This window comes from uncultured Phocaeicola sp. (genome assembly GCF_948499155.1).
Classification (GTDB): Bacteria; Bacteroidota; Bacteroidia; order Bacteroidales; family Bacteroidaceae; genus Phocaeicola; species Phocaeicola faecalis.
Window position 1 is genome coordinate 308224 of record NZ_CAOOSE010000001.1, and the last position, 26128, is coordinate 334351.

Below are 26128 nucleotides of genomic sequence, written 5' to 3' on the forward strand. Positions count from 1 at the left end.
TTGCAACATCAGTATAACTAGATACAACTATGGCACAACCGTTAGCAGAACGCCTGCGTCCGAAGACGCTGGATGATTATATAGGACAGAAGCACCTGGTAGGACAGGGGGCTATTCTGAGAAAGATGATTGATGCAGGGCGCATTTCCTCTTTCATACTTTGGGGCCCTCCGGGGGTGGGAAAGACCACATTGGCACAAATTATCGCCAATAAGTTGGAAACGCCTTTCTATACGTTGAGTGCCGTCACTTCGGGTGTGAAGGATGTGCGCGATGTGATAGAGAAGGCAAAAAGCAACCGCTTCTTCTCGCAGGCCAGTCCCATCTTGTTTATAGATGAAATTCACCGTTTCAGCAAATCACAGCAGGATTCGTTGCTGGGAGCAGTAGAGACCGGAGTGGTGACATTGATTGGAGCTACTACCGAGAATCCCTCTTTCGAAGTGATTCGTCCGTTACTGTCCCGCTGTCAATTATATGTGCTGAAGTCATTGGAGAAAGATGATTTGCTGGAGCTCCTGCATATTGCCATTACTAAGGACTCTATTCTGAAAGAGAAGAATATCGAGCTGAAGGAAACGGACGCGATGCTGCGCTTTTCGGGCGGAGATGCCCGTAAGCTTCTGAATATACTGGAGCTGGTGGTTGAGGCTGATACCGACAGCGAGGCGATAGTGATAACCGATGAAAAGGTGACAGAACGCTTGCAGCAGAATCCATTGGCTTATGATAAGGATGGTGAGATGCATTATGATATTATATCCGCTTTCATTAAGTCTATCCGGGGCAGTGACCCCGACGGTGCGCTTTACTGGCTGGCGAGGATGGTGGAAGGCGGGGAAGATCCGGCTTTCATTGCCCGAAGGTTGGTGATATCGGCGGCGGAAGATATCGGACTTGCCAATCCGAATGCATTGCTGCTGGCAAATACGGCTTTTGATGCAGTGATGAAGATAGGCTGGCCCGAAGGACGTATTCCCTTGGCAGAGGCGACCGTATATCTGGCTACCAGTCCGAAGAGCAATTCTGCTTATGAGGGAATCAACAGTGCATTGGAGTTGGTGCGCTCGACAGGAAACCTGCCTGTGCCGTTGCATTTGCGCAATGCTCCTACCAAGTTGATGAAACAATTGGGGTATGGAAAGGATTATAAATATGCGCATGCCTATCAGGGAAACTTCGTGAACCAGCAGTTTTTGCCTGATGAGATAAAAGACAGCCGGATTTGGCATCCGCAGAATAATGCTCAGGAAGTAAAGCTGAAAGAACGGATGCAAGGGCTCTGGGGAGATAAGTTTAAAGAATAATTATAATAAAAAGATATGAAAATAGTAGTTTTGGATGGTTATGGGTTAAATCCCGGCGATTTATCATGGAAGGGGATGGAAGCATTGGGTGAACTGACGGTTTACGACCGTACTGCTCCCGATGAGTTGATGGAACGCTCTGCCGGAGCGGAAGTGCTTATCACCAATAAGACGGTGATTACTGCAGAAAATATGGCGGCATTGCCTGCATTGAAATATATCGGTGTCTTGGCTACCGGATATAATATAGTGGATGTGGCGGCTGCCAGGGAACGTGGCATCATTGTGACAAATATACCTGCCTACAGTACCGCTTCTGTGGCGCAGATGGTATTTGCCCATCTTCTGAACATTACCCAGCGTGTGGGACATTATGCTCATGACAATCGTCGGGGGCGTTGGGCAGACAATCCCGATTTCTGCTATTGGGACACCGGACTGACGGAGTTGGACGGAAAGAAAATCGGTATTGTCGGATTGGGAAATACGGGAAAGGCGACAGCGCGCATCGCTTCCGCTTTTGGGATGAAGGTGTGTGCATACACTTCGAAAGCACAGTCTCAGTTGCCTGAAGGAATACAAAAAATGGAATTGGACGAGCTGTTTCGTGAGTGTGATGTGGTGAGCCTGCACTGTCCGCTGACCGCAGAAACCAAAGAATTGGTCAATGCGGCTCGTCTTGCAGTTATGAAGCCCACTGCCATACTGGTCAATACCGGTCGCGGTCCGCTGGTGAATGAAAGAGACTTGGCGGATGCGCTGAATAAGGGAGTGATTGCTGCTGCCGGTCTGGATGTGCTCTGCTCCGAACCGCCCGAACACGACAACCCGTTGCTGACGGCCAGAAACTGTTTTGTCACTCCTCACATCGCCTGGGCAACCAAAGAAGCCCGCATGCGCCTGATGGACATTGCGGTGGAGAACCTGAAAGGATATATGAATCATGAAATAGTAAACAACGTAGCGAAATGAAAGAAGATAGAGTGGCAAAAGCAGTGGCTTTGTTTAAAGAAGGATATAATTGTTCACAATCCGTTGTCGCCGCTTTTGCCGACGAGTACGGTTTTACGCGCGAACAGGCGTTGCGGATGGCCGCTTCATTCGGAGGCGGCATAGGACGTATGCGTGAAACATGTGGGGCCGCTTGCGGTATGTTTCTGCTTGCCGGACTCGAAACCGGCGCTACAGAAGGCAGTGACCGCGCGGGAAAGGCTGCCAATTATGCGCTAGTGCAGGAATTGGCGGAAGAGTTCAAACGCAGAAACGGTGCCTTGAGATGTTCCGATTTGTTGGGATTAAGTAAAAAAGAACCGGTTGTTTCTACTCCCGAAGCCCGCACGGAGCAGTATTATGCCAAGCGTCCGTGTGTAAAGATGGTAGAAGAAGCCGCTAAAATTTGGAGTGAATATCTCGAAAACCATAAAAAATAGCTGCGAAAATCGCTTTTTCTTATAGAAAACAAAACTTTTTTGAATCAAACGTGTTGAACAACATAATTTTGTGTATCTTTGCAACCGATAAGAAACACAAACATTCGCCAACATTAAAAGCGGATGCGGATTAACGTTTAACTAAAAGTAAATCGAAAATGTTGAAAGAAAAAGCTGGTGCTCTTGCCGGACAAATCTGGGAAGCACTGAACGGAACCGAAGGTTTAACACAAAAACAAATCAAAAAGGCTGCGAAATTGAAAGCAGATAAGGATTTTTATCTTGGTTTGGGTTGGTTGTTAAGAGAAGACAAAGTGGAAACTTCTGAAGTAGAAGGTGAAGTCTTTGTAAAATTGGTGTAAACAAGAAAAAGAAACTCATAAAAAAATGCGTTGGCACATCGTTTTTATATGTAGCCAACGCATTTTTTTGTATATTTGCGCGAAATTTAAACGACGAAGATGAAGAATATCCGTAACTTTTGTATTATTGCACATATCGACCATGGAAAATCAACCTTGGCCGACCGTCTGCTGGAGTTCACCAATACCATTCAAGTGACTGAAGGGCAGATGTTGGATGATATGGATTTGGAGAAAGAACGAGGCATTACCATTAAGAGTCATGCCATCCAGATGGAGTATACCTATAAGGGAGAAAAATATATTCTCAACCTGATTGACACTCCGGGGCACGTGGACTTCTCTTATGAGGTATCGCGTTCGATTGCTGCCTGCGAAGGGGCTTTGCTGGTAGTGGATGCTTCGCAGGGAGTACAGGCACAGACTATTTCCAACCTTTATATGGCATTGGAGCACGACCTCGAAATTATTCCCGTGATGAACAAGTGTGATATGGCAAGTGCAATGCCCGAAGAAGTGGAAGATGAGATAATCGACCTGCTGGGCTGCAAACGTGAAGATATCATTCGTGCATCAGGCAAGACCGGTATGGGAGTTGAAGATATTCTGGCCGCTGTAATCGAACGCGTACCGCATCCGGTGGGCGATGACGAAGCTCCGCTCCAAGCCTTGATTTTCGACTCTGTATTCAACTCGTTCCGTGGTATCATAGCCTATTTCAAGATAGAGAACGGAGTGATACGTAAGGGAGACAAAGTGAAGTTCTTCAATACGGGTAAGGAATATGATGCTGATGAAATCGGAGTTCTGAAAATGGATATGGTGCCTCGTAACGAGTTGCGCACCGGCGATGTGGGATATATCATTTCGGGTATCAAGACATCACGTGAAGTGAAGGTGGGAGATACCATTACCCATATTGCCCGTCCTTGCGAGAAGGCGATTGCCGGATTTGAGGAAGTGAAGCCGATGGTGTTTGCGGGAGTTTATCCGATTGAAGCGGAAGATTATGAAAATCTTCGTGCTTCGCTTGAGAAACTCCAGTTGAATGATGCTTCTTTGACGTTCCAGCCTGAGTCTTCATTGGCTTTGGGTTTTGGGTTCCGTTGCGGTTTCTTGGGATTGCTGCACATGGAGATTGTACAGGAGCGTTTGGACCGTGAGTTCGATATGAATGTGATTACTACTGTTCCGAATGTATCGTATATGATATATGACAAGCAGGGACATGCCAATGAGGTGCATAACCCCGGAGGTATGCCGGACCCGACTCTGATTGACCATATCGAGGAGCCTTATATTGATGCTACCGTGATAACTGCGACCGATTATATCGGCCCTATTATGACTTTGTGTCTGGGCAAGCGCGGAGAACTGGTGCGTCAGAATTATGTATCGGGCAACCGTGTGGAGATACATTACAGAATGCCGTTGGGAGAGATTGTGATTGATTTTTATGATAAGTTGAAGAGTATTTCCAAGGGGTATGCTTCATTTGACTATCATCAGTCCGGTTTCCGCCCTTCTAAACTGGTGAAACTGGATATCCTGTTGAACGGTGAGTCGGTGGATGCTCTTTCTACATTGACACATGTCGACAATGCTTACGACTTGGGTAAGCGGATGTGTGAGAAACTGAAGGAGCTGATTCCGCGCCAACAGTTTGATATTGCTATTCAGGCGGCTATCGGTGCAAAGATTATCTCGCGTGAGACGATAAAGGCTGTCCGTAAAGATGTAACGGCAAAATGTTACGGTGGTGACGTGAGCCGTAAACGTAAATTGCTTGAAAAGCAAAAGAAGGGTAAAAAGCGCATGAAGCAGATTGGTAATGTGGAAGTACCGCAGAAAGCGTTCCTTGCTGTATTGAAGCTGGATTAAAAAAAGTAAAATACCCGGAATGATTGTCGCTGTCAGCAGAACTTTCAAGGCAATCATTCCATTTATTATATAATCTTTAAATAAATATAAATGAGAAAAGTTCTGTCTTTTTCGGCCTTTCTGATGATGGGTCTTTTGGTGTCTCAAGTCTTGCCGGGTGCGGTAGGCGAGGGGTACACCACCATAAAGAGTGTGTCTGATGTGTTGCTCTACATCTGCTTGAGTTTTATCATGATTAATGTCGGTCGTGAGTTTGTCATGGACAAGACGAGATGGAAGAGTTATGCTGAGGATTATTTTATTGCAATGGCTACGGCAGCGATGCCTTGGATTTTGATAGCCGTTTATTATGTATTTGTTTTGTTACCGCCCGAATATTGGCATAGTTGGGAAGCATGGAAAGAGAATCTTCTGTTAAGCCGTTTTGCGGCTCCCACTTCTGCCGGTATCCTGTTTACCATGTTGGCGGCTCTCGGATTAAAATCAAGTTGGATTTATAAAAAGATTCAGGTATTGGCCATCTTTGATGACCTGGATACTATCTTGCTGATGATTCCGTTGCAAATAATGATGGTGGGACTGCGCTGGCAGTTGATTATCATTGTTTTAGTAGTGTTCATATTGCTTTCTATCGGTTGGAAACAGTTGGGGAAATACAATTGGAGGCAAGACTGGAAAGCCATTTTCTTTTACTCGGTCATGGTTTTCGCCGTTACACAGTTGGTGTATATGGTGAGCAAGCACTTTTATGGAGACGAAGGAAGTATCCATATTGAGGTGTTGTTGCCGGCTTTCGTTCTGGGTATGATTATGAAACATAAGGAGATAGATACTCCTTTGGAGCATAAAGTGTCTACCGGCGTCTCTTTCTTGTTCATGTTTCTGGTGGGTATGAGTATGCCTCTCTTTATCGGAGTGGATTTTTCGGAGGCGCATAGCGGTACTCATTCCATTACCGGCTCACAAGAGATGATGTCCTGGGGAATGATTATTTATCATGTGGTAATCGTGTCTTTGTTGTCGAATATCGGAAAACTGTTTCCGGTGCTGTTCTATAGAGACCGTAAGTTGAGCGAGCGCCTTGCTTTATCTATCGGTATGTTTACCCGTGGAGAAGTGGGAGCGGGAATCATCTTTATTGCATTGGGATATAATTTAGGCGGCCCTGCACTGGTAATTTCTGTGTTAACTCTTGTGCTAAATTTAATTTTAACTAGTATATTTGTACTGTGGGTGAAAAACCTTGCATTGCGAAGTTATAACGGCTGACATATACTTTGTAAGAAGAGTATTTTATACAAACAATAAAGCGTTCCTTTCTGTTATTGAATTCAAAGATAACAGGAAGGTTCGTGTTTTATAAGAATTTATCACGAATCTAATATTATAACAGAGAAAGACATGGAAAAACTCAAAATCGGAAACATGAATGTTTCGTTTCTAAGTGCTACTCGGTATCACATTAATGGGGGAATTCTATTGATGGTTATCGTACTTCTGGCGATGATTATAGCCAATTCGCCCTGGGGAGATGCTTATGCGGCCTTTTGGAATAAAGAGGTGCATCTTCAGATAGGGGAATTCAATTTATTCAGTCATAACGGGAGCCACATGACCTTGATGAATTTTATCAATGATGCCTTGATGACTATTTTCTTCTTTAGTGTGGGACTGGAGATTAAGCGTGAAACATTGGTGGGTGAGTTGTCCAGCTTTCGACAGGCTTTGCTGCCGATAGTGGCGGCTTGCGGAGGTATGATTGTTCCGGTTATTATCTATTATTATATGACATCGGGTACAGATGCCGAGAGCGGTCTGGCTATTCCGATGGCTACGGATATTGCTTTTTCTCTGGGGGTGCTGAGTTTATTCGGCAACCGGGTACCTATCAGTCTGAAGATATTTCTGACCGCTTTTGCCGTGGTAGATGATATTGGCGGCATTCTGGTAATAGCCTTGTTTTATTCCTCCCATCTGGATGTGAATTTCTTGTTGTATTCTTTTGGAGTGCTTTTTGTGCTTTGTGCCGGCAATCATTTGCATATACACAATCGTTGGTTCTATCTTCTGCTGGGGCTGGTGATGTGGTACCTGTTCTTACAAAGCGGCATTCATGCCACTATTGCAGGGGTGATAGTAGCGTTTACGATTCCGGCTACGCCACATTATAAGATAGGTAGGTACATCAACCGCATAAAGGAGAACATAGAGATATTTCCGAGCACGGACAAGGAAGGCATTATTCTGAGCAAGTTGCAAATAAATGTATTGAAGAGCATTGAGTCGGCTTCCGACAGGGTGATTTCTCCTTTGCAGTCATTGGAAGACAGTTTGCATGGATTAGTGAATTATGTGATTATTCCTTTGTTTGCCTTTGCCAATGCCGGTGTGGTGCTGACGGCCGGTCATGGGGGAATAGAAGTGGGAACCCCCACATGGGCGGTCATGGTGGGATTGGTAGTCGGTAAATTTATCGGCATTTACTCTTTTACATGGCTTATTGTCAGAAGTGGATTGGCTAGCATGGCTAGAGGCATGAACTGGGTGAACCTGTCGGGTATCTGCCTGTTGGGAGGTATCGGTTTTACTGTTTCCCTGTTTATCGCCAATTTATCATTCGAAACGTCTCCGATTCTTTTGAGTCAGGCAAAATTAGGTGTTTTGGGGGGTACAATCATAGCCGGTATGTTGGGCTATATCGTTTTGCATTTTACGCTGCCGAAAAAGACGTTGTCTTAACGTGGAGCGATATTTGGAATAACTTATTTACAGACAGGGCAGTACGATGGTAAAACGGCTGCCCTTGTCTACTTCGGAAGTAACCTCGATGCGTCCCTGCATCTTTTCAACAATCACTTTACAGATGGACAGGCCGAGCCCCACTCCTTGTGAGAACTCATTATGTTTATAGAACCGGTCGAATATGATTTGCTGTTCTTCTTTCGGAATACCGGCTCCGGTATCCTCTACAAAGATATGTACTTCATGGGTAGCCGGTTGATGGCGGTATCCTAAGGTGATAAATCCGTTCTTCGTGAATTTCCTGGCGTTGTTGAGGAAATTAGTGATGACCTGTGTCATACGCATATTGTCTATGCGTACAAGTACATCTTCTTCGGGAAACTCTTTGATAAATTCCAAGGGTGGCAAAATCATCAGTTGATGAGTGCTGTAAATGCTGTTGAGCAAGGAACGGACACTTTCTTCCCGGTAACTGAATGACATATTGCCGGATTCGATGCGTGATAATTCCAGTACATCATTAACCAGTTTCAACAATAAATCGGTATTGTCATTGATGATGGAGACAAATTCCTGTCTCTCTTCTTCCGAAAGGTCTTTTTCCGTAGTCAGCAGATTGGAGAACCCGGTGATGGCATTGAGAGGAGTGCGTATCTCGTGGCTCATATTATCTAGAAAAGATTGCTTTAACTCTGCCTGCTCTGCAATCTTGCGGGCCTGAATCAACTCTTCCTCCTTATCTTTTACCTCCTGAATATTTTGCAGTAAGCCGGTGATGAGGTGAGTCTTGTCATTGTGATAAATCTGTTTGTAGCGAAATTCCCACCATTGATATTCATCTGCAAACTTACAGCGGTATTGTGCTGTCCGTTTGGGATAGTCTGACAGGTGGGCTACCTGATGCAGGAATTTCCTCCGCTCGTCGGGATGAATGAAGTTGGTCATTTCTTCGATGCTCATTTGTGTAGAGTCATGATGAATCAGTTCGCAAAACTGTGAATCGAAAACAGCTTTCTCTCCATCGAACCGCCATGCATACGTGTTTCCGCTTTCCATGGCCAGACTCAGTAACTCATGCTCATATTTTAAGTTGCGCAAAGCATCTTGTTTTCGTTTTTTCTCCCGTCCATATATATAAATAAGGTAACTCACGAATATCAACAGGAGGATGCCGACAGCAATTCTGATGCTCAGGATAAGACTGGAATATTCTTTGCTGAAAGGTTTGTACATGATGATATACTCCTTGGGAATCCTTTCTTCTGCTATTTTAAACTTTTCCAAAGTTCCCCAATTGACAACATACTGTTTGGCACATTGCTGCAATTGCTGACCAGGTATCTTCTTGTCCAGTCTCTCTCTTATTCCTGCCGCCATATCTTTTATTTGAGTTTCGATAGGTGCAAAATAGCCTCCGAGCATATAATCATTTGCTCCGAACCCTTCGTTTATAGTCTCAAACCCGGGATTGTCGAACAAACTGCCGATGCGTAAAGTGGTGAAATCACGTTTGGTATATAGAAACAAGGAATAATCGAAGACTCCGCTAGCCATCCACAGCAACCGGCGTGCGGGGACGGAGTCGCTGACCAGTTTGGCAATCATAGTCGTATCGAGATAGGAAAGTTCTGTCGGCTTTTCCGAATCAAAAGGAGAGAACTTTTTATTCTCTAATGAATCCGGTGATATATGTAATGTCTGTTCGTTTACCCTGTCTCGTATGTTGATATTGTGCCCTCCGCATTGTTCTTCCAAGTCTTGCCATATAATTCGATCCAGAAAAGTACCTCCTTTAATGACATGGATACATACTTTTCCCATGATTCGTTCAATCATTTGGCAAGTCTTAAGGTAATCGGGCTTGTCAATGTATCCGGTTACATTGGGGTATTGTTGCAGCAGCTCCATATTGGGATAGTTCACTCCGCTGAAGACGACAGGTATTTCTCTGACTTTCGGATGATTGCACGCCATCAGTGAGTAAGTGGCTTGGTCGTCAAGGACTGCTATTAAATCGGCCCCCCATACACTTGAATCGTCAATGAATCTGGAGATGCGACGTTCTTCATCTATGCTGTTGTATTTTTCGCAGTTGAGATAATAACTTTTAATTTTACATTGCAATCCGTTTCTCTTTAATTCATCGGCAAAGAGTCTGTTAATTCGTTCGGCATTGCTGTAACCTTTCTGGTAAGAATGGATAAGCGCTATTTTATATTGAGATGAACGAGGGGAATAAGTACACCCGGGAAGGCATACCAATAGCAGCATCACAATAAATCCATAACCCAACACTTTCATATCATTAAAGAGTAATATTGAAGATAATTACTCCGCAAATATAGGAATGTTTTCTTGAATAGGAAGAATGGGAGGGAAAGAAATGTAGGCCGAAAGAGAAAAAGAGAGTGTGTCGAAACGCTCATAAACTAAAAATCACCCTCGCCACAGACAGTTGTAGCGAGGGTGATTTCGATAAAAGGGAAGTTTTGACATCTTCTTCCCAAAGTAGAAGCATGGAAGATAACTTATTTTGTTTCTCCGGTTGTCTTGGTGTCTGCAGGAGCAGCTTGTTCTTCCCAGTGGAAGGGCTCAAACTGTGTGTTCTTGTCTACCCATGACGGTTTACGGGATGCATAGATAATGAACGGAGCAGAAACAACAACGATACATCCTATAATCAGTACGGCAAACCATACGGTGTTACTGCCGATTGAAATCTGGCTGGGCGGAATGAAACTGAGCACGAATGCCAGTAAGGAACCGCAGAAACCGAGTCCGGCAATGAACCACATCAAACCGTTGCCTTTACTGCCGATGCGGAAAGGACGTGGAGCCTTTTTCATGTTATAGCGCAGATAAATGGCACCGCTAAACATCAACAGGTACATGATGAGGTACAATAATACGGTGAGCTGAGACAGAATCTGATAGAAGCTCTGTACGGAAGGCATGACTACGAATAACAAACTGAGTAATGTTACAGCCAAACCTTGGATTAACAAGATATTCTTCTGCACGCCGTTGTTATTGGTTTTCTGGAAGAACGGAGGTAAATAACCTGCTTTACCTACGGCAAAGATACCTTTGGACGGACCGGCTACCCAAGTCAGTACACCTGCCAACACACCGAATGCCAATGCAACGGCAATGATAGGAGACAACCAGGAAGCATGTACATACTTAAAGTAGTTGTCGAAGCCGACCAGCAAACTCTGAGTCAGGTTGATATCCTTTTCCGGGATAATGATACCCAATGCGAAAGTACCCAGTACGAAGATGACAACTGTGATGGCAGCACCGATAAATACAGCCTTCGGATAATTCTTGGCCGGGTTCTCCATATCTTTTACATGGATACCGCCCATTTCCATACCGGCATAGAAAAGGAAAATACTGGATGCAAGTACCAGATTGTCGAAATTACTGAAATCGGGGAAGAAGTTGCCGTCAAAGTTCATTTGGCTTTGTCCGCCCGATGCCAGATAAATAACCGCCAGTACCATTAATAGGCCTGCCGGAATGATGGTACCCACCATACCGCCCACTTTGGCCACTTTTCCTACCCAGCCCATTCCTTTCAGTGAAATGAAAGTGGCAAGCCAGTAAATGATAAGCACTACCGCCAATGAGTAATAGCGGTTGGAGGCCAGTGACATATCGTGGGCATCGTTTGTGCCGATAAAAGCCAAAGCCACCGCTCCGAAAGTTAACACCGTAGGATACCAGATTGTACTCTCCACCCATTGAAGGAATATAGCCAGGAAGCCCCACTTCTTTCCGTATGCCTCACCAACCCAGCGGAATACACCACCTTGTTTGTCCTGAAACATTGCTGCCAGCTCTGCCGCTACCAATGAAGTAGGTATCAGGAAGACGATGGCTGCAAAAAGATAATAAAATGCCGAACTCAGTCCATATTCGGCTTCTGCAGGTAGCCCGCGAAGGGAAACAACCGCAGTCACATTCATAATTGCGAGGGTAAACACCCCGAGCTTGACTGATTTGCTAATGTTTGCCATAAAGTTTAGGTTTAAAAAATATATTTGTTTTTGTTACGTGTCTATAACAACCTCCCTGAATTGATGTTTATCCGTTTAGGTTTATTAACCCCCGGTTTTGCCGAGTAAACAAAGCGCTATTCCGGGGTGTTTTAGGGGAAACAATAATAAATTGGTATAGTTTATGAAAACGGCATTTTCTTCTTTTATCTATTCCCGAAAAGGAATTTATGGGATTTTGCATGTCTTAATCCTCTGTCTGTCTCTTTTTTTAATTATAAGTATTTCGATAGATACTTTTCACAACATTCCTTTTCTTAATCAGGGGAGTTATCTCAGGATACAGTTTTGGATATGTATGTTTTTCCTTTTTGATTTTCTGCTTGAATTCTTTCTGGCACCCGATAAGTGGAGATACCTGAGCAGTCACTTTATCTTCTTGCTGGTTTCTATTCCATATCTGAATATCATTGATTATTATCACATCACTTTTTCTCCGGAGATAAGTTATTTCCTTCGTTTTATACCTCTCTTAAGAGGAGGGTATGCGTTGGCCATTGTGGTGGGGTGGCTCTCGGGGAGCAAAGCTTCGGGTTTGTTCACTTCCTATATCACTATGTTGATGGCAACAGTTTATTTTGCCAGTCTGATATTTTTTGTGCTGGAGCATAAGGTGAACCCGATGGTGACCGATTATTGGAGTGCATTGTGGTGGGCATTTATGGACGTGACCACAGTGGGTAGCAATATTTATGCCGTGACTCCGACCGGTAAGATACTTTCGGTGGTGCTGGCTGCGCTTGGAATGATGATGTTTCCTATCTTTACTGTGTATGTCACCAGCCTGGTGCAGCAGGCAAATAAGCGGAAACAAGAATATTATGAAAAGCAAACGGTGGATGGCGATACTCCTCAGCATAATGTTTCTGCAGATAAATAGCTTTTAGGACACTTAAAAATATTTATTTTCGCATTCCTGCTAAAAAGTTTTATCTTTGTAGCCAATAATAATTGCTAACTTAATTAATTAACAACATGAAGTTATTGGCTCTATGTGCCACAGGGCTTAGTTTAATGCTGAGTTTTACCTCGTGCACCAACAACAAACATTTGATAAGTGATGCTGCCGAACGGGATGCCGTTCAGCAAGACTTTGAAACCCGGCGTTCAAAGTTGTCGCACGGAGACCTGTTTCAGGTGTTCGAACAACCGATGAGTGATGAACAGCGGGAAGCTATGACCTTCCTATATGCCTATATGCCATTAGGAGACATTACGGACTATTCCGGTGAGTATTATCTGGAAAATATTGATTACTCATTGAAGGCTCGTGAGGAGATGCCGTGGGGAAAAACAATTCCGGAGCGTGAGTTCCGTCATTTTGTTCTGCCAGTCCGGGTGAATAATGAAAACTTGGACGATAGCCGTAAGGTGTTCTATGAAGAGTTAAAGAATCGGGTAAAGGGACTTTCATTACATGATGCCGTGCTGGAGGTAAACCACTGGTGTCATGAAAAAGTAGTCTACACGCCATCCGATGCACGTACCAGTTCTCCACTCGCTTCTGTAAAGACGGCCTACGGGCGTTGCGGTGAGGAATCGACTTTCACGGTAGCTGCACTCCGTTCGGTAGGTATTCCGGCCCGTCAGGTTTATACGCCCCGTTGGGCACATACAGATGATAATCATGCCTGGGTGGAAGCTTGGGTAGATGGAAAATGGCATTTCTTTGGTGCGTGTGAGCCCGAACCGGTTTTGGATTTAGGCTGGTTTAACGCACCGGCTTCACGTGGGATGTTGATGCATACAAAAGTGTTCGGTCGATATAATGGACCCGAAGAAGTAATGTATGAAACTCCCAATTATACAGAAATCAATGTAATTGATAATTATGCGCCGACAGCTAAAGCCGAGGTGACCGTAGTGGATGCCGAGGGCAATCCGGTGACTGACGCAAAGGTGGAATTCAAAGTATATAATTATGCTGAATTTTATACTGTAGCCCGTAAACAGACAGATGCTCAGGGAAAAACGTTCCTTACTGCCGGTAAAGGTGATATGCTGGTGTGGGCCTCTAAGGACGGTAAGTTTGGATATTCCAAACTCTCGTTTGGAAAAGATAATAATCTGACCGTGAAGCTGGATAAAACAGCAGGAGATAATTATAGGATGGAAGTGGATATTGTACCTCCTGCCGAAGGTGCCAATATGCCTGAGGTTACTCCCGAACAGCGTGCGGAAAATAATCGCCGGATGGCACAGGAAGATTCTATCCGCAATGCGTATGTCGCTACGTTTATGAGTGATGAATCGGCCCGTAACTTTGCGAAGGAATATAAGTTGGATGAAGAGGCCGTGGCTAAGATTTTGGTTGCGTCACGTGGTAATCATCTGGTAATCCGTGATTTCCTTGCCCGTTTGCGTTCCGACAAATCCAAAAAGGGTGGGATAGACCTTCTGCAGAGAATTTCATCTAAAGACTTGCGTGATGTCAGTCTTGAAGTGTTGGTAGACCACATGCAGTCCCGTCTTTGTGAAAATGCAGAGTATTTCCGTCGTTTTGTCCGCAATCCACGTGTAAGTAATGAAATGCTGACTCCGTATAAGTCTTTCTTCGGTAAGGTTATTTCAAAACAAGAAATGGAAGCGTTCCGTGCCGACCCGATGAAGCTGGCTACTTGGGTGGCCGACAGTATTCAGGTGGACAAAAACTGTAATTTGGGTGGTGCGCCGATTTCTCCTGCCGGAGTATGGCGTGCTCGTGTGGCTGATGCGCATAGCCGTGATATTTTCTTTGTATCGATGGCACGCAGTATGGGGATTCCGGCACGTATTGATGAGGTGACGGGTAAAGTACAACTAATTATAGGCGATGACAGACCGGTTGATGTAGACTTTGAGGCTGTTTCTCCGTCTGCCGCACAAACAGGCAAACTGATTGCAAAATATACACCCATCAAATCATTGGAAGATCCCAAATACTATTCTCATTTCACTATCTCAAAGGTGACTCCCGAAGGAACCTTGCAATTATTGAATTATGACGAAGGTGATATCGACATGGGAGGTGGTGCTACCTGGAGCAATTTGCTGAAAAACGGGACGGCACTTGATGAAGGTAATTATATGATGGTTACGGGAACTCGCCTGGCAAACGGTGGTGTGCTTTCTGATATCACTTTCTTTACCATCAAGCCGGGAGAAACAACGACTGTTGATTTGGTGATGCGCGAAAGCAAGGATGATGTTCAGGTAATCGGTAATTTCAATTCCGAGTCTCTTTATAAGCCGATTGATAGCAATGAGTTGAAATCCATCCTTTCTACCACCGGACGCGGTTATTATATCGTGGCAGTATTGGGAGCCGGTCAGGAACCCACCAACCATGCATTGCGTGATATTGCAGCATTGAGCAAAGATTTTGAGCAGTGGGGTAGAAGTATCGTATTGTTATTTCCCAATGAAGAACAGTTCAAAAAGTTCCGACCTGAAGAATTTCCGGGATTGCCTTCCACTATTACTTATGGTATAGATGCAGACGGTTCTATCCAGAAACAGATTGCTGAAGGTATGAAGCTGCCTAACAAGACTATTCTGCCTATGTTTATTATTGGCGATACCTTTAACCGTGTGGTATTTGTCTCACAAGGTTATACCATCGGTTTAGGTGAGCAACTGATGAAAGTAATCCATAAGCTTTAGAATCTTATAGGCTGGTATAAAAGAAGTGAGGCTGTTCCGAATATTCCGGACAGCCTCGTTTCTTTTAATGATTGATTCGAGTGACTCTCATCTGAATTTATTTATCATCTTCCAAGTCATCATCTTCATCATCCCAATCATCATCCTTTTTAGCTCTCTTTGATTTTTTGGATTCTTTGGCTTTCTTTTCCAAAGCCTTATCATTATCGTCCTTCAAGGTTAGTTCTATACAAGCGGCTTTAACGATATCCGGGTCGGTTACATCCTTTTTATATTCTTCGATTTTCACCGTGCCACCCATTGAAACTTTGGGGTTGCGGTATAACATATCGCTTTCGCAGGTGGTACGTCCTGAGAAATGGAACTCGCAAGCACCGGTTTCTTCGGCTATTTTACGAATGTTTTTAGGATTTATTCCACATCCCGGCATGATGATAATGCGTTCGCCGGCCAGTTCTACCAACTCTTTTAAAAGAGGAATACCCTTTTCGGCAGTGGCTTCCTGTCCTGAAGTAAGGATACGGTGGCAGCCGAGTTCAATAATTTGTTCTAATGCTTCTTGCGGATTACGGCACATATCAAAAGCGCGATGGAAAGTGACACTCATGTCGCCTACGGCATTCATCAATTTTTCCATGGCTTCCATATCTACTTTGCCATCGGCTGTCAGACAACCGAATACTACTCCGTCTGCTCCCAATTGGCGGGCTACTTTGATATCATGCAACATGATTTCTTGTTCCAATGGAGAATATAGGAAATCTCCGCCGCGAGGACGGATGATAATGTGCAATTTAGTTTGTTGTAAGAGTTGGCGTGCCATGCGTATTTCGCCAAATGACGGAGTGGTACCTCCTTCGGGAATACCTGCGCATAATTCCACACGATAAGCTCCGCCCTGCTGTGCTTTTATTGCACTTTCAACGGAATTGGCGCAGATTTCAATTTTTGATTTGTTGCTCATAAAGTTATTTAATAATTAATTCTATCACGTAATCAATCTCGTCGGGCACTTTCGGTAACTTTAACAATATACCGTCTTTGTCTTGTTTGAAGGAAAGAGAAGCCTTATCAGTGAATTGCATTGCTTTTTTAACTTTCGCCTTCAGAGGTATATAAAGCGTATTGTCCTGCAAATCCAATACGTGGATAAACAAACGGTCGCCTTTGCGGGTTGATACGCCCCATGAATGGGGAGCTACATCTCCGCCACGGGTTCCATAAATTGTTTCTCCATATTGGTTCATCCATTCGCCCACTTTTTTCAAGCGGTCTACAGCTGTGGCAGGAAGTTCTCCATTGGGTTGCGGGCCGATATTCATTAACAGGTTTGCATTCTTTCCGGCTGCTTTAACCAAATAGTGTATTAACGCTTTCGGTGACTTGTAATTTTGGTCTTCAATTTTATATCCCCACATCCCATTCATGGTTTCACAAGTTTCCAAAGGAAGTGAGCTGACACTCTGTCCTGAAAGTCCGGCTTTGTTTTCACCGGGCAGGTCACGTTCGAACATTTGGAAGTCTTCACCGGCATACGGAATGCGGTGGTGGTTGTTACCTACCAGACAGGCGGGCTGCAGCTTATGAATTAATGCGTATTGTTCTTCCAGTTGCCAATCGAAATCTTTGGGCTGATCCCAAATGCCGTCAAACCAGATAGCGCCAATCGGTCCATAATTGGTCAATAGTTCGGTCAACTGGTTGTTCATGAAGGTATAGTAGCTCTTCCAGTCCCCATGTCCTTTCGGACGTCCTGTTCCGCGGCCGGTGCCTCCTCCTTCGGGATAATCATCGCGGCGCCAGTCCAAGTGTGAATAATAGAAATGGAGCTTGATGCCTTGTTTGTGGCATTCGTCTGCCAATTCTTTCAGCACATCCCGTTTGAACGGAGTAGCGTCTACAATATTAAAATCCGATTCTTTGGTATCGAACATTGAGAAACTGTCGTGGTGGCGGCTGGTAATACAGATATATTTGGCACCTGATGCTTTGATGGCCGATACCCATTCGGCGGCATTGAAGCGTGAAGGATAAAATCCCGAAGCTAGTTTGGCATATTCATCGCGGTGGATGTTGTGGGTGGTCATATACCATTCACCTTGTGCGGTCATGCTGTAAATGCCCCAATGAAGGAATATTCCAAATTTGTTATCTTGGAATTCCTGACGTGCTTTTATATTCTCGGGAGTCGGTGTATAACTTTGCTCGGGAGTTTGTGCGAAGGCGGCATTGCTTGTAAATAGCAGTAGTGCAGCGCCTAGACTGATTTTCTGTATAAACTTGCTTTTCATAATATTGAATAATTATCTTTGCAAAGATAGATATAATGTCAGAATGCTAAAAATGTTTTGAGGAAAATATTTTAAAAGGAAAAGCCGGTCTTTTCCTGAACGGGTAGGGAGAAGACCGGCTTTTGATTAAGAATGGGGCAGGTTTAACTGATGCTGATGCGATGTCCGTTAAAGATATTCATACCTAGTTTATTCATGATATATTTAATGGCAAGTTGTGCTTTTACAGAGTTCCCCGCATCGTCCAAAGGAGGTGCGAAAGCCGCAATGCCCATTATTCCGGGCATCACTCCCAATACTCCGCCGCCTACTCCTGTCTTGGCAGGAATACCGGAAGTGTAAAGCCAGTCACCTGTGTGCTGGTAGAAGCCTACGGTGGCTATCAGAGAAGTGATTTTCGGAGCAAGCTCTTTATCGAATACTTGTTTTTGGGTGCCAGGGTTGAGGCCGTCATTGGCGATTGTAGCTGCGCAGACTGACAATTGTTCGGCTGTGATGCCCATGGAGCACTGACGGGTATAGAGGTCGAGTGACATATCAGGGTCATCATAGATACGGTTGTAGTTTTTCAATAACCAGGCAATAGAACGGTTATTGAAGTTAGTAGCCGATTCCGATTTATAAAGTTCGTCAATCAGTTGGGGAGCACTGCCACAGAGTTCTGTCATATTGTCGACAATGGCTTTCCATTTGGCATCACTGTTGCCAATGGGTTGCACCATACTGTCTGCACTGATGGCGCCTGCGTTTACCAATGGGGTAGAGGGATGGTCATTCTCCAGCAAGATAGCCATGATGGAGTTAAACGGCAGTCCGGTTGCATCTGCACCAATCATTTCGAGTACTTTCTGTGCACCATATTGACGAAGAATCAGTATGGCTGTCAATACCTTAGACACAGATTCAATGCCGAATTGGTATTGATAGTCACCCAGTTGAATCTTTTCTCCATTCATCAGGCAAATACTGATACCGAATAGTTTCGGATTGATATTAGCCAAATAAGGAATGTAATCGGCATTTTTACCTTCTGTATTGTCTTTATACAGATTGTAAGCCTCTTGTGCGACATCTTTTATCTGTTGGATAGTTATAGTTCTTTCCATAAATTAATTTGATTGAAGTAACCATCCACCATAAAGGCGGATAGTTACATTATTATTATCTACGCTTATTTTTTAGCGGCATTGCTATGTGCGTTGTGAGTGAACACAGTGCCCTTTACAGGAATGTTCTTGTCTTGGGCGATGCGGGTCTGAGTAGGATACTCCAGTTTCTCGAATTCGGTGATAGCATTCTTGATATCATTCAACAACATATCCGCCATATCACGGCTGAATCCCTGACGTACCACAACACGCATAACCACATAATTCTGAATGTTCTCCGGCAAAGTATAGGCAGGAACCATCCATCCGCTTTGCTGTAATTTAGCCTGCAAATCGTAAAGAGTCCATTTGGCGTTCTTTGCATATTCGGGTTTCATGTACCAGATGAACAAAGGATTCACTACATTGTCGCTGTAGTTTACGAATGGAGTCATCTTGGCTATTTCGCTGTGAATATACTTGGTGATTTCCATGGAATTGTATTGAATGGCTTTGTATCCTTCGAATCCCAGACGGATAAACTGATAGTACTGTCCCAAAATCTGTGCAGCGGGACGGCTGAAGTTCAAACCAACCTGTGTGATGTTTGCACCCAAATAATTGACGCTGAATGACATGGCATCAGGAAGGTATTTCTTGTCTTTCCATACTACCCATCCCAGACCCGGATAAACCAGTCCGAACTTGTGGCCGGAGGTACTGATAGAGAGAACCCATTTTAAACGGAAGTCCCACTTTGTTTCGGGGCTGAGGAACGGCAGGATGAAACCGCCGGTTGCAGCATCTACGTGGATAGGAATTTCATAACCGGTCTTGGCATTGTATGCGTCCAGCGCTTTGTCCAGTGCTTCCACGTCATCGTTCAGACCTGTCCATGTCACACCTTGGATAGGAACAATGCAGATGGTGTTCTCGTCACACATCTTTAATGCTTCTTCGGGGTCCAGGGTGGTCTTGTCCAGAGTAAGAGGTACTTGGCGCATTTCAATCTGCCAAAGTTGGGCGAATTTCTCCCATACCACCTGAAAACCGCTTGAGATGACGAAGTTAGGTTTGTCGGTCGGTTTGCCCTGGGCCTTACGTCTGTCTCTCCAGCGCAACCAAGCAGCTACGCCACCCAGCATGCAAGCTTCACTGGAACCGATGGCCAATGCTCCTGATTTCCATTTTGCCTGTTCGGGGGAATTCCACAGGTTGGCCATGATATTGATACATTTGGCATTCATTACAGCGATACGCGGGTACTCAGTCTCATCAATGTAATTGATGTTGATAGCTTCGTTCATCAATTTGGTGGCATAGTCATCCATATAGGTCGTAACGAAAGTAGCCAGATTAAGACGTGGCTGGGTCTGAGCAAATGTTTCGTCTTTTACCATTTGATAGGCAATCTGCGGGGTAGTAGGGTTCATCGGAATAGTGTCTACCGGTGAGGGTTGTAGCATTTCGTTTGAGCCAAACACAGATGTCTTTGCATCACCTTCTCTCAAATCACAATTACAATCTTTCATTTTACTTAAAGTTTAGGTTAGTAATATAATGAAGAACGTGGGAGTTTCCCGCGTTTTTCTCCCTCAACATAGGGGTTGGTGAAAAGTTCCTTGATTTTATGTTTTTTAATGTTGCATCGGGAAATACAAAAAAAACGATGGGAATCATCATTGGACTATGAACGAAAAAAAGATACCTTTGTTTATATATAAAATCATTGGATGCCTGTAATCGATATTTTAGGAGCATGTAATTTGATAAACTGCGTTTAGGAGATTACCTTTACATTGATAAAACGGCATTGGTTTATCAGATAGTGACTTCAGGGGCGTATTATTTTTTGAGCCGTTCCCGCCGTTTTGGAAAAAGCTTGTTGATTTTTACAACACCGACCTATTTGGTTGAGTTATTAAAACGGAGTGATTACTCGTGAACTTCGCGCAGGTGATTATGATTCTTTTTCCGCTGCTTGCAAAGCTTTCTTGCCGATATTCTTTATGAATGGAAAGTAGAGGGATAAACGATATGTTGTATTGAACCAAACGTCTTTTGCCTTGTTGTGTATCTCATACAATAAATTACTACAAGTATGAAAGTACAGACAGGGCAGGGGACTATTCCCCTCATTACATTAATAGGTATATTTTCTATCTCGGCATTAAATGCATTGCCGGGATTGGCAGTTTCTCCCATCTTGGGGGATTTGAACAAAATCTTTCCGTCGGCCACGGATTTGGAAATTCAGATGCTTTCCTCGTTACCTTCACTTCTTATTATCCCTTTTATTCTGCTATCGGGAAAGTTGACCGAGAAAGTGAATAATCTATTGTTGCTGCAAGTTGGCTTGACTATTTTCGGAGTGAGTGGCATACTTTATCTGCTTTCTAATAAGATGTGGCAGTTGATTGTCATCAGCGCAATGCTCGGTATAGGTTCGGGTTTGATTGTTCCGCTTTCTACAGGATTGATATCTCGTTATTTTGTGGGGAATTACCGTACCAAACAGTTTGGTTACAGTTCCGCTATCACCAATATTACGTTAGTACTTGCCACTACACTGACCGGTTATCTGGCAGAAGTGAACTGGCACCTGCCGTTTTTGGTTTATCTTTTTCCGTTTATATCCATCTTTCTTACTTATTATTTAAAGAAAGATTTGTCCGGCTATCATCCCAAAGACGACGCGCCTGCCGCTACCTCTAAAGAGATGGGGAAGCGAGGCATTGATGTAAAGGCATTGATTAAACTTATGGCATTTTACGGGCTGGCTACTTATTTGGTGATAATCATCAGTTTTAATCTTCCTTTTTTGATGGAAGAATATGGATTGTCCAGTGGGCGGGCAGGTATCCTGATTTCGTTATTTTTCCTTGCTATCATGGCGCCGGGCTTTGTATTAAATAAGATTGTGCAAGCATTAGGGCGGCGTATCTATATGATTTGCTTGTTGTTGATAGCTTGTGGTATGGGAATTATCTTGGTAAGCCGTTCCGAGATACTGATTGCTTTGGGGTGTATTTTGAACGGATTGGCCTATGGCATTATTCAACCGTTGATTTATGATAAGACTTCTGATGTGGCCGTACCCCATAAGGTGACATTAGCACTCGCTTTTGTAATGGCGATGAATTATGTGGCCATTCTTCTCTGTCCGTTTATTGTGAATATAGCTCAAAATCTGTTTCATTCCCATTCGCAGACCTTTGCTTTCTGGTTAAACCTGATGATTGCGTTAATGGCCATGTTTATTGTGATGAAACAGGAAAAGCTGGAATTCTGAGTGTTTATAGGGGAAGGCAGCCCCCCTTCCCTTTCTTTTAGTCTTAGGGAGGGAAATACTTCATGTTAGGCATGGGAAAGGTAGTGTAAACAGGCGGCACATCAAAGGATATTATCCTATCGGTATACAGAACTTTGGTTGCTTTGAACCAAAAGGCTGTTTTTACGGTTATATATCCATGTAAAAAAAAGCTCATTATGAACAAACAAGTTGAAGCAAACCTTAGCATGATAGTCTCCAAAGCACTGGGAGGCTTTAATATGAACGCGTTAAAATATCTTTTACCTTTGTGGATAGCTCCGGTTACAGGGGTTACATTCCGTCTGGTATTCGGAGCGGCAGCATTTTGGCTTATCGATATTTTCTGTAAACCTGAAGATTCTACTACCCGCCAGAAATGGCAACTCTTTTTGCTGGGAGCATTTGGAATGTACGGATATATGATTTTTTACCTTTTAGGTATCAGTATGACTACGCCGGTGTCCAGTTCCATATTTGTCAGTCTGGAACCCATTTGGGTGTTTGTTATCGCTGTCTTGTTTTATAAAGAGAAAGTAACATGGATGAAACTTGTTGGTATCGGTTTGGGACTGGGAGGAGCAATTCTTTGCATCGCTACACAGCCCAGTGACGATTTGGCATCCAATGCCATGGCCGGAAATTTGATATGCTTTGTCAGTTCGGTAGTTTATGCCATATATTTAGTTGTCAGCAATCGGTTTCTCAAGGGAGTGGGAGATATGACCTTGCTGAAATATACATTCCTGGGAGCGGCAGTAATGTCACTGATTGTCAACTCAATCTATGGATTTGAAGCACCTATAATGAGTATGTCGCTCTTTTCTACTCCGATGTTGGTATTGCTTTTTGTACTCATATTTCCGACAACCATCAGTTACCTGCTTCTTCCCATCGGACTGAAATACTTGAAAACGACATTAGTGGCTATTTATGGATATCTGATATTGATAGTGGCAACCGTTACTTCATTCCTGCTGGGGCAAGACCGTTTTTCATGGACGCAACTGGGAGCGATTGTTATGATTTGCATCAGTGTCTATCTGGTGGAAGTAGCAGAAAGTAAGAATAAGGTTTAAAAAGAAAAAAGGTATATCAAAAGAGTGTCTGGGGGCTTTTGATATACCTTTTTTGCTTGTTCTTTCAATATCTCCCGATAAAAAAACGATTTTTATAACGAAAATATCATTTTATCCTTCATAGATTGCAATTAAAGTATTACTTTTGCCACAGTTTTGTAATGTAGAGTTTGCAAAAATGACCGATATAATCAAACATCGTGGTATTGTGGAAAGCATAAACGGTTCTCATATTCGAGTGAGAATCGTTCAAACTTCTGCCTGTTCTGCTTGCAGCGTAAAAGGACACTGCAACGCATCCGAGAGCAAAGAAAAACTGGTTGATGTTTTCGACACGAAAGCTTCTTCTTACCGAGTGGGTGAGGAGGTGATGCTTTATGGAACGACTTCTATGGGGATGCAGGCCGTATTTTTGGCTTTTGGCGTCCCTTTCTTGATATTGTTGGCTGCTTTATTCATCACGATGCATCTCACCGGGGGAGATGAACTGAAGTCGGCCATTATTTCTTTATTGGCTTTAGCTCCATATTACCTTATTATATATATGTATAGAGGGAAGTTGAGCAAGAAGTTCTCTTTTACGCTTGAACCTATAAAAAATAATTAATAAATAACTAACTAAAACTTATGGATTTAATTCTGGTTGCAGTAATTTCGTTGGGAGCGATTGGCTTGATTGCCGCGGTTATCTTGTATGCCGCTTCTAAGAAGTTTGCTGTGTATGAAGATCCGCGGATTGCCCAAGTTAGCGAAGTGCTTCCTCAGGCAAATTGCGGTGGATGTGGTTATCCCGGTTGCTCTGGTTTTGCAGGTGCCTGTGTGAAGGCGGCAGATGCCGGTTCGCTGGAGGGTAAATTATGTCCGGTCGGCGGTGCTCCTGTTATGGAGAAAGTTGCTGCCATTTTAGGATTGGAAGCCGTTGCTGCCGAACCGAAAGTTGCGGTGGTAAGATGTAACGGTAGTTGTGAAAATCGTCCTCGTACTGCTCTGTATGACGGAGCCAAGTCATGTGCCATTGCTCATGCCACTTCGGGTGGTGAGACCGGTTGTACATTCGGCTGTCTGGGTTGTGGTGATTGTGTGGAAGTATGTCAGTTTGACGCTATTCACATGAACCCCGAAACCGGCCTTCCGGAAGTGGACGAAGAAAAATGTACGGCTTGTGGAGCTTGTAGCAAGGCTTGTCCGCGCAAGATTATCGAAATCCGTCCGAAGGGTAAGAATAATCGCCGCGTAGTGGTGATGTGTGTGAACAAAGACAAAGGTGCTGTGGCTAACAAAGCTTGTAAGGCAAGTTGTATCGGTTGCGGCAAGTGCGTGAAAGTTTGTCCGTTCGAGGCGATTACGTTGGAAAACAATCTGGCATACATTGACCCGGCTAAGTGTAAGTCTTGCCGCAAGTGTGAATCAGAATGTCCGAAGGGTGCTATCCAAGCCATCAATTTCCCGCCGCGTAAGCCGAAGGTGGAAGTCCCGGCCGGTGAAGCAGCTGCTAAACCCGCTGCTGCAAAGGTGGAAGCTCCGAAAGCACCTGAAGCTCCTAAGGCGGAAGCATAATCAAATTCAAAGTAAGTAAAAATTAAAAAGATATAACAGTGAAGACATTTAGAATTGGTGGAGTACATCCAGCAGAAAATAAATTGTCGGCAGGCAAAGCTATCGAAACCCTTGCACTTCCTAAGCAAGCGGTATTCCCTTTGTCGCAGCATATCGGTGCTCCTGCTACTGCCATCGTGAAAAAAGGCGATGTAGTGAAGGTAGGTACGAAGATTGCTGAGGCGGGAGGCTTTGTTTCTGCAGCCATCTTCTCGTCTGTATCCGGTAAAGTGAACAAGGTGGACGCCGTAATCGATGCAAGCGGTTATCGCAAGCCGGCCATTTTTATCGATGTGGAGGGTGACGAGTGGGAAGAATCAATCGACCGCAGTTCAACATTAGTAAAAGAGTGTGCGTTAACGCCCGAAGAAATTGTTGCTAAAGTAAAAAATGCAGGTGTAGTAGGTATGGGAGGTGCTTGTTTCCCCACCCATGTGAAGCTTTCTCCTCCTCCGGGCTGCAAGGCCGAATGTGTAATTATCAATGCCGTAGAGTGTGAACCTTATCTCACAGCCGATCATCGTCTGATGTTGGAAAAGGCTGATGAAGTATTAGTTGGTGTAAGCATCTTGATGAAAGCTGCGAAAGTGACTAAAGGATACATCGGTATTGAAAATAATAAACCGGATGCTATTAAGTTGATGACTGAAAAGGCTGCTCAATATCCCGGCATCGAAGTGGTTCCTTTGCAAGTGAAATATCCGCAAGGTGGTGAGAAGCAGTTGATAGATGCTGTAATCAGCCGTCAGGTTCCTGCTCCTCCCGCTATTCCTATCAATGTAGGTGCGGTGGTTCAGAATGTAGGTACTGCATTTGCCGTTTATGAAGCTGTTCAGAAAAACAAACCTTTGTTTGAACGTATCGTAACTGTTACCGGTAAGTCTGTCAAGAATCCGTCCAACTTCCTCACCCGTATGGGGACTCCGATGAGCCAGCTGATTGATGCGGCAGGCGGTTTGCCCGAAGATACCGGAAAGGTGATTGGTGGTGGCCCGATGATGGGTAAGGCACTGGTAAATACCGAAGTTCCTATCTGTAAAGGTAGTTCGGGTGTGCTGATTATGAACGATAAGGAGGCTGCCCGTGCAGAAGCCCAGCCGTGTATCCGCTGTGCCAAGTGTGTCAGTGTGTGTCCCATGGGACTGGAACCCTTCTTATTGGCGACACTTTCGGCTCACAAGGATTGGGAGAGAGTAGAAAAAGAAGATGTAATGTCGTGCATCGAGTGCGGTTCGTGTCAGTTCACATGTCCGTCTCATCGTTATTTGCTGGACTATATCCGTTTGGGTAAGGGCACAGTAGGCGGTATTATCCGTGCACGTAATGCTAAAAAATAATT

Annotated in this window: 20 protein-coding genes and 1 pseudogene; 15 read left to right on the forward strand and 6 right to left on the reverse strand. The window is 44.1% G+C overall.

The window, feature by feature from the left end; translation table 11 throughout:
• The first annotated feature begins 29 nt into the window (after nucleotides 1–29).
• The 7 genes from QYT14_RS01355 (at nucleotide 30) to nhaA (ending at nucleotide 7719) form a co-directional block, all read left to right on the forward strand.
• A complete protein-coding gene (locus QYT14_RS01355; protein ID WP_288324138.1) occupies nucleotides 30–1307 on the forward strand; it encodes a replication-associated recombination protein A in 1278 nt (425 codons plus the stop codon).
• A 15-nt stretch (nucleotides 1308–1322) separates the two neighbouring features.
• Nucleotides 1323–2279 carry a D-2-hydroxyacid dehydrogenase gene (locus QYT14_RS01360; RefSeq protein WP_237038018.1) on the forward strand — a complete coding sequence of 319 codons (957 nt, stop codon included), beginning with the start codon at nucleotides 1323–1325 and terminating at the stop codon, nucleotides 2277–2279.
• Complete coding sequence (locus tag QYT14_RS01365) at nucleotides 2276–2737, forward strand: C-GCAxxG-C-C family protein (protein WP_237038017.1); 462 nt, start codon at nucleotides 2276–2278, stop codon at nucleotides 2735–2737. Before QYT14_RS01360 ends, QYT14_RS01365 begins: the two co-directional genes overlap by 4 nt.
• A gap of 158 nt (nucleotides 2738–2895) precedes the next feature.
• Nucleotides 2896–3099 carry a winged helix-turn-helix domain-containing protein gene (locus QYT14_RS01370; RefSeq protein WP_005937362.1) on the forward strand — a complete coding sequence of 68 codons (204 nt, stop codon included), beginning with the start codon at nucleotides 2896–2898 and terminating at the stop codon, nucleotides 3097–3099.
• 99 nt (nucleotides 3100–3198) lie between these two features.
• On the forward strand, nucleotides 3199–4980 hold the full coding sequence (gene lepA, locus QYT14_RS01375) for a translation elongation factor 4 (RefSeq protein ID WP_237038016.1): 1782 nt from the start codon (nucleotides 3199–3201) through the stop codon (nucleotides 4978–4980).
• 90 nt (nucleotides 4981–5070) lie between these two features.
• Nucleotides 5071–6249 carry a cation:proton antiporter gene (locus QYT14_RS01380; protein WP_237038015.1) on the forward strand — a complete coding sequence of 393 codons (1179 nt, stop codon included), beginning with the start codon at nucleotides 5071–5073 and terminating at the stop codon, nucleotides 6247–6249.
• Between the two features lie 132 nt (nucleotides 6250–6381).
• The gene (gene nhaA, locus QYT14_RS01385; RefSeq protein WP_237038014.1) at nucleotides 6382–7719 is read left to right on the forward strand and encodes a Na+/H+ antiporter NhaA; all 1338 of its coding nucleotides are present in this window, start codon (nucleotides 6382–6384) and stop codon (nucleotides 7717–7719) included.
• A gap of 27 nt (nucleotides 7720–7746) precedes the next feature.
• On the opposite strand, the gene QYT14_RS01390 is transcribed toward nhaA, so the two are convergent.
• On the reverse strand, nucleotides 7747–9993 hold the full coding sequence (locus tag QYT14_RS01390) for a HAMP domain-containing sensor histidine kinase (RefSeq protein WP_288324199.1): 2247 nt from the start codon (nucleotides 9991–9993) through the stop codon (nucleotides 7747–7749).
• A gap of 257 nt (nucleotides 9994–10250) precedes the next feature.
• Nucleotides 10251–11744 (reverse strand): putative glutamine/gamma-aminobutyrate antiporter GadC, encoded by a 1494-nt coding sequence (gene gadC, locus QYT14_RS01395; protein ID WP_288324139.1) that lies wholly within the window; start codon nucleotides 11742–11744, stop codon nucleotides 10251–10253.
• Between the two features lie 163 nt (nucleotides 11745–11907).
• Here gadC and QYT14_RS01400 point away from each other — a divergent pair, with 163 nt between their 5' ends.
• Together QYT14_RS01400 and QYT14_RS01405 are read left to right on the forward strand one after the other, a co-directional pair.
• Nucleotides 11908–12663: a potassium channel family protein gene (locus QYT14_RS01400; RefSeq protein ID WP_237038012.1), complete on the forward strand. Its 756-nt coding sequence runs from the start codon at nucleotides 11908–11910 to the stop codon at nucleotides 12661–12663.
• Between the two features lie 95 nt (nucleotides 12664–12758).
• Complete coding sequence (locus QYT14_RS01405) at nucleotides 12759–15425, forward strand: transglutaminase domain-containing protein (RefSeq protein WP_288324140.1); 2667 nt, start codon at nucleotides 12759–12761, stop codon at nucleotides 15423–15425.
• A 97-nt stretch (nucleotides 15426–15522) separates the two neighbouring features.
• Here QYT14_RS01405 and QYT14_RS01410 read toward each other — a convergent pair whose 3' ends face one another.
• From QYT14_RS01410 to QYT14_RS01425, 4 genes are all read right to left on the reverse strand, one after another.
• Nucleotides 15523–16389, reverse strand: a complete 867-nt coding sequence (locus QYT14_RS01410; protein WP_288324141.1) for a copper homeostasis protein CutC — start codon at nucleotides 16387–16389, stop codon at nucleotides 15523–15525.
• 4 nt (nucleotides 16390–16393) lie between these two features.
• The gene (locus QYT14_RS01415) at nucleotides 16394–17716 is read right to left on the reverse strand and encodes an alpha-L-fucosidase (RefSeq protein WP_288324142.1); all 1323 of its coding nucleotides are present in this window, start codon (nucleotides 17714–17716) and stop codon (nucleotides 16394–16396) included.
• A 143-nt stretch (nucleotides 17717–17859) separates the two neighbouring features.
• Entirely contained in the window at nucleotides 17860–18822 is a 963-nt protein-coding gene (glsA, locus tag QYT14_RS01420; RefSeq protein ID WP_237038008.1) for a glutaminase A, read from the reverse strand.
• A gap of 65 nt (nucleotides 18823–18887) precedes the next feature.
• Nucleotides 18888–20336 carry a glutamate decarboxylase gene (locus QYT14_RS01425; RefSeq protein ID WP_237038007.1) on the reverse strand — a complete coding sequence of 483 codons (1449 nt, stop codon included), beginning with the start codon at nucleotides 20334–20336 and terminating at the stop codon, nucleotides 18888–18890.
• Nucleotides 20337–20578: 242 nt separating this feature from the next.
• On the opposite strand from QYT14_RS01425, the pseudogene QYT14_RS01430 reads away from it, so the two are divergent.
• The 6 genes and pseudogenes from QYT14_RS01430 to rsxC form a co-directional block, all read left to right on the forward strand.
• Nucleotides 20579–20701: pseudogene (locus QYT14_RS01430) on the forward strand (AAA family ATPase); the annotation flags it as partial.
• Between the two features lie 204 nt (nucleotides 20702–20905).
• Nucleotides 20906–22096: an MFS transporter gene (locus QYT14_RS01435; protein WP_237038006.1), complete on the forward strand. Its 1191-nt coding sequence runs from the start codon at nucleotides 20906–20908 to the stop codon at nucleotides 22094–22096.
• Nucleotides 22097–22293: 197 nt separating this feature from the next.
• The gene (locus QYT14_RS01440; RefSeq protein WP_237038005.1) at nucleotides 22294–23193 is read left to right on the forward strand and encodes a DMT family transporter; all 900 of its coding nucleotides are present in this window, start codon (nucleotides 22294–22296) and stop codon (nucleotides 23191–23193) included.
• A gap of 178 nt (nucleotides 23194–23371) precedes the next feature.
• The gene (locus QYT14_RS01445; RefSeq protein ID WP_237038004.1) at nucleotides 23372–23800 is read left to right on the forward strand and encodes a SoxR reducing system RseC family protein; all 429 of its coding nucleotides are present in this window, start codon (nucleotides 23372–23374) and stop codon (nucleotides 23798–23800) included.
• Between the two features lie 20 nt (nucleotides 23801–23820).
• A complete protein-coding gene (locus QYT14_RS01450; protein ID WP_288324143.1) occupies nucleotides 23821–24750 on the forward strand; it encodes a Fe-S cluster domain-containing protein in 930 nt (309 codons plus the stop codon).
• 38 nt (nucleotides 24751–24788) lie between these two features.
• Complete coding sequence (gene rsxC / locus QYT14_RS01455) at nucleotides 24789–26126, forward strand: electron transport complex subunit RsxC (protein ID WP_288324144.1); 1338 nt, start codon at nucleotides 24789–24791, stop codon at nucleotides 26124–26126.
• Nucleotides 26127–26128: the final 2 nt, after the last annotated feature.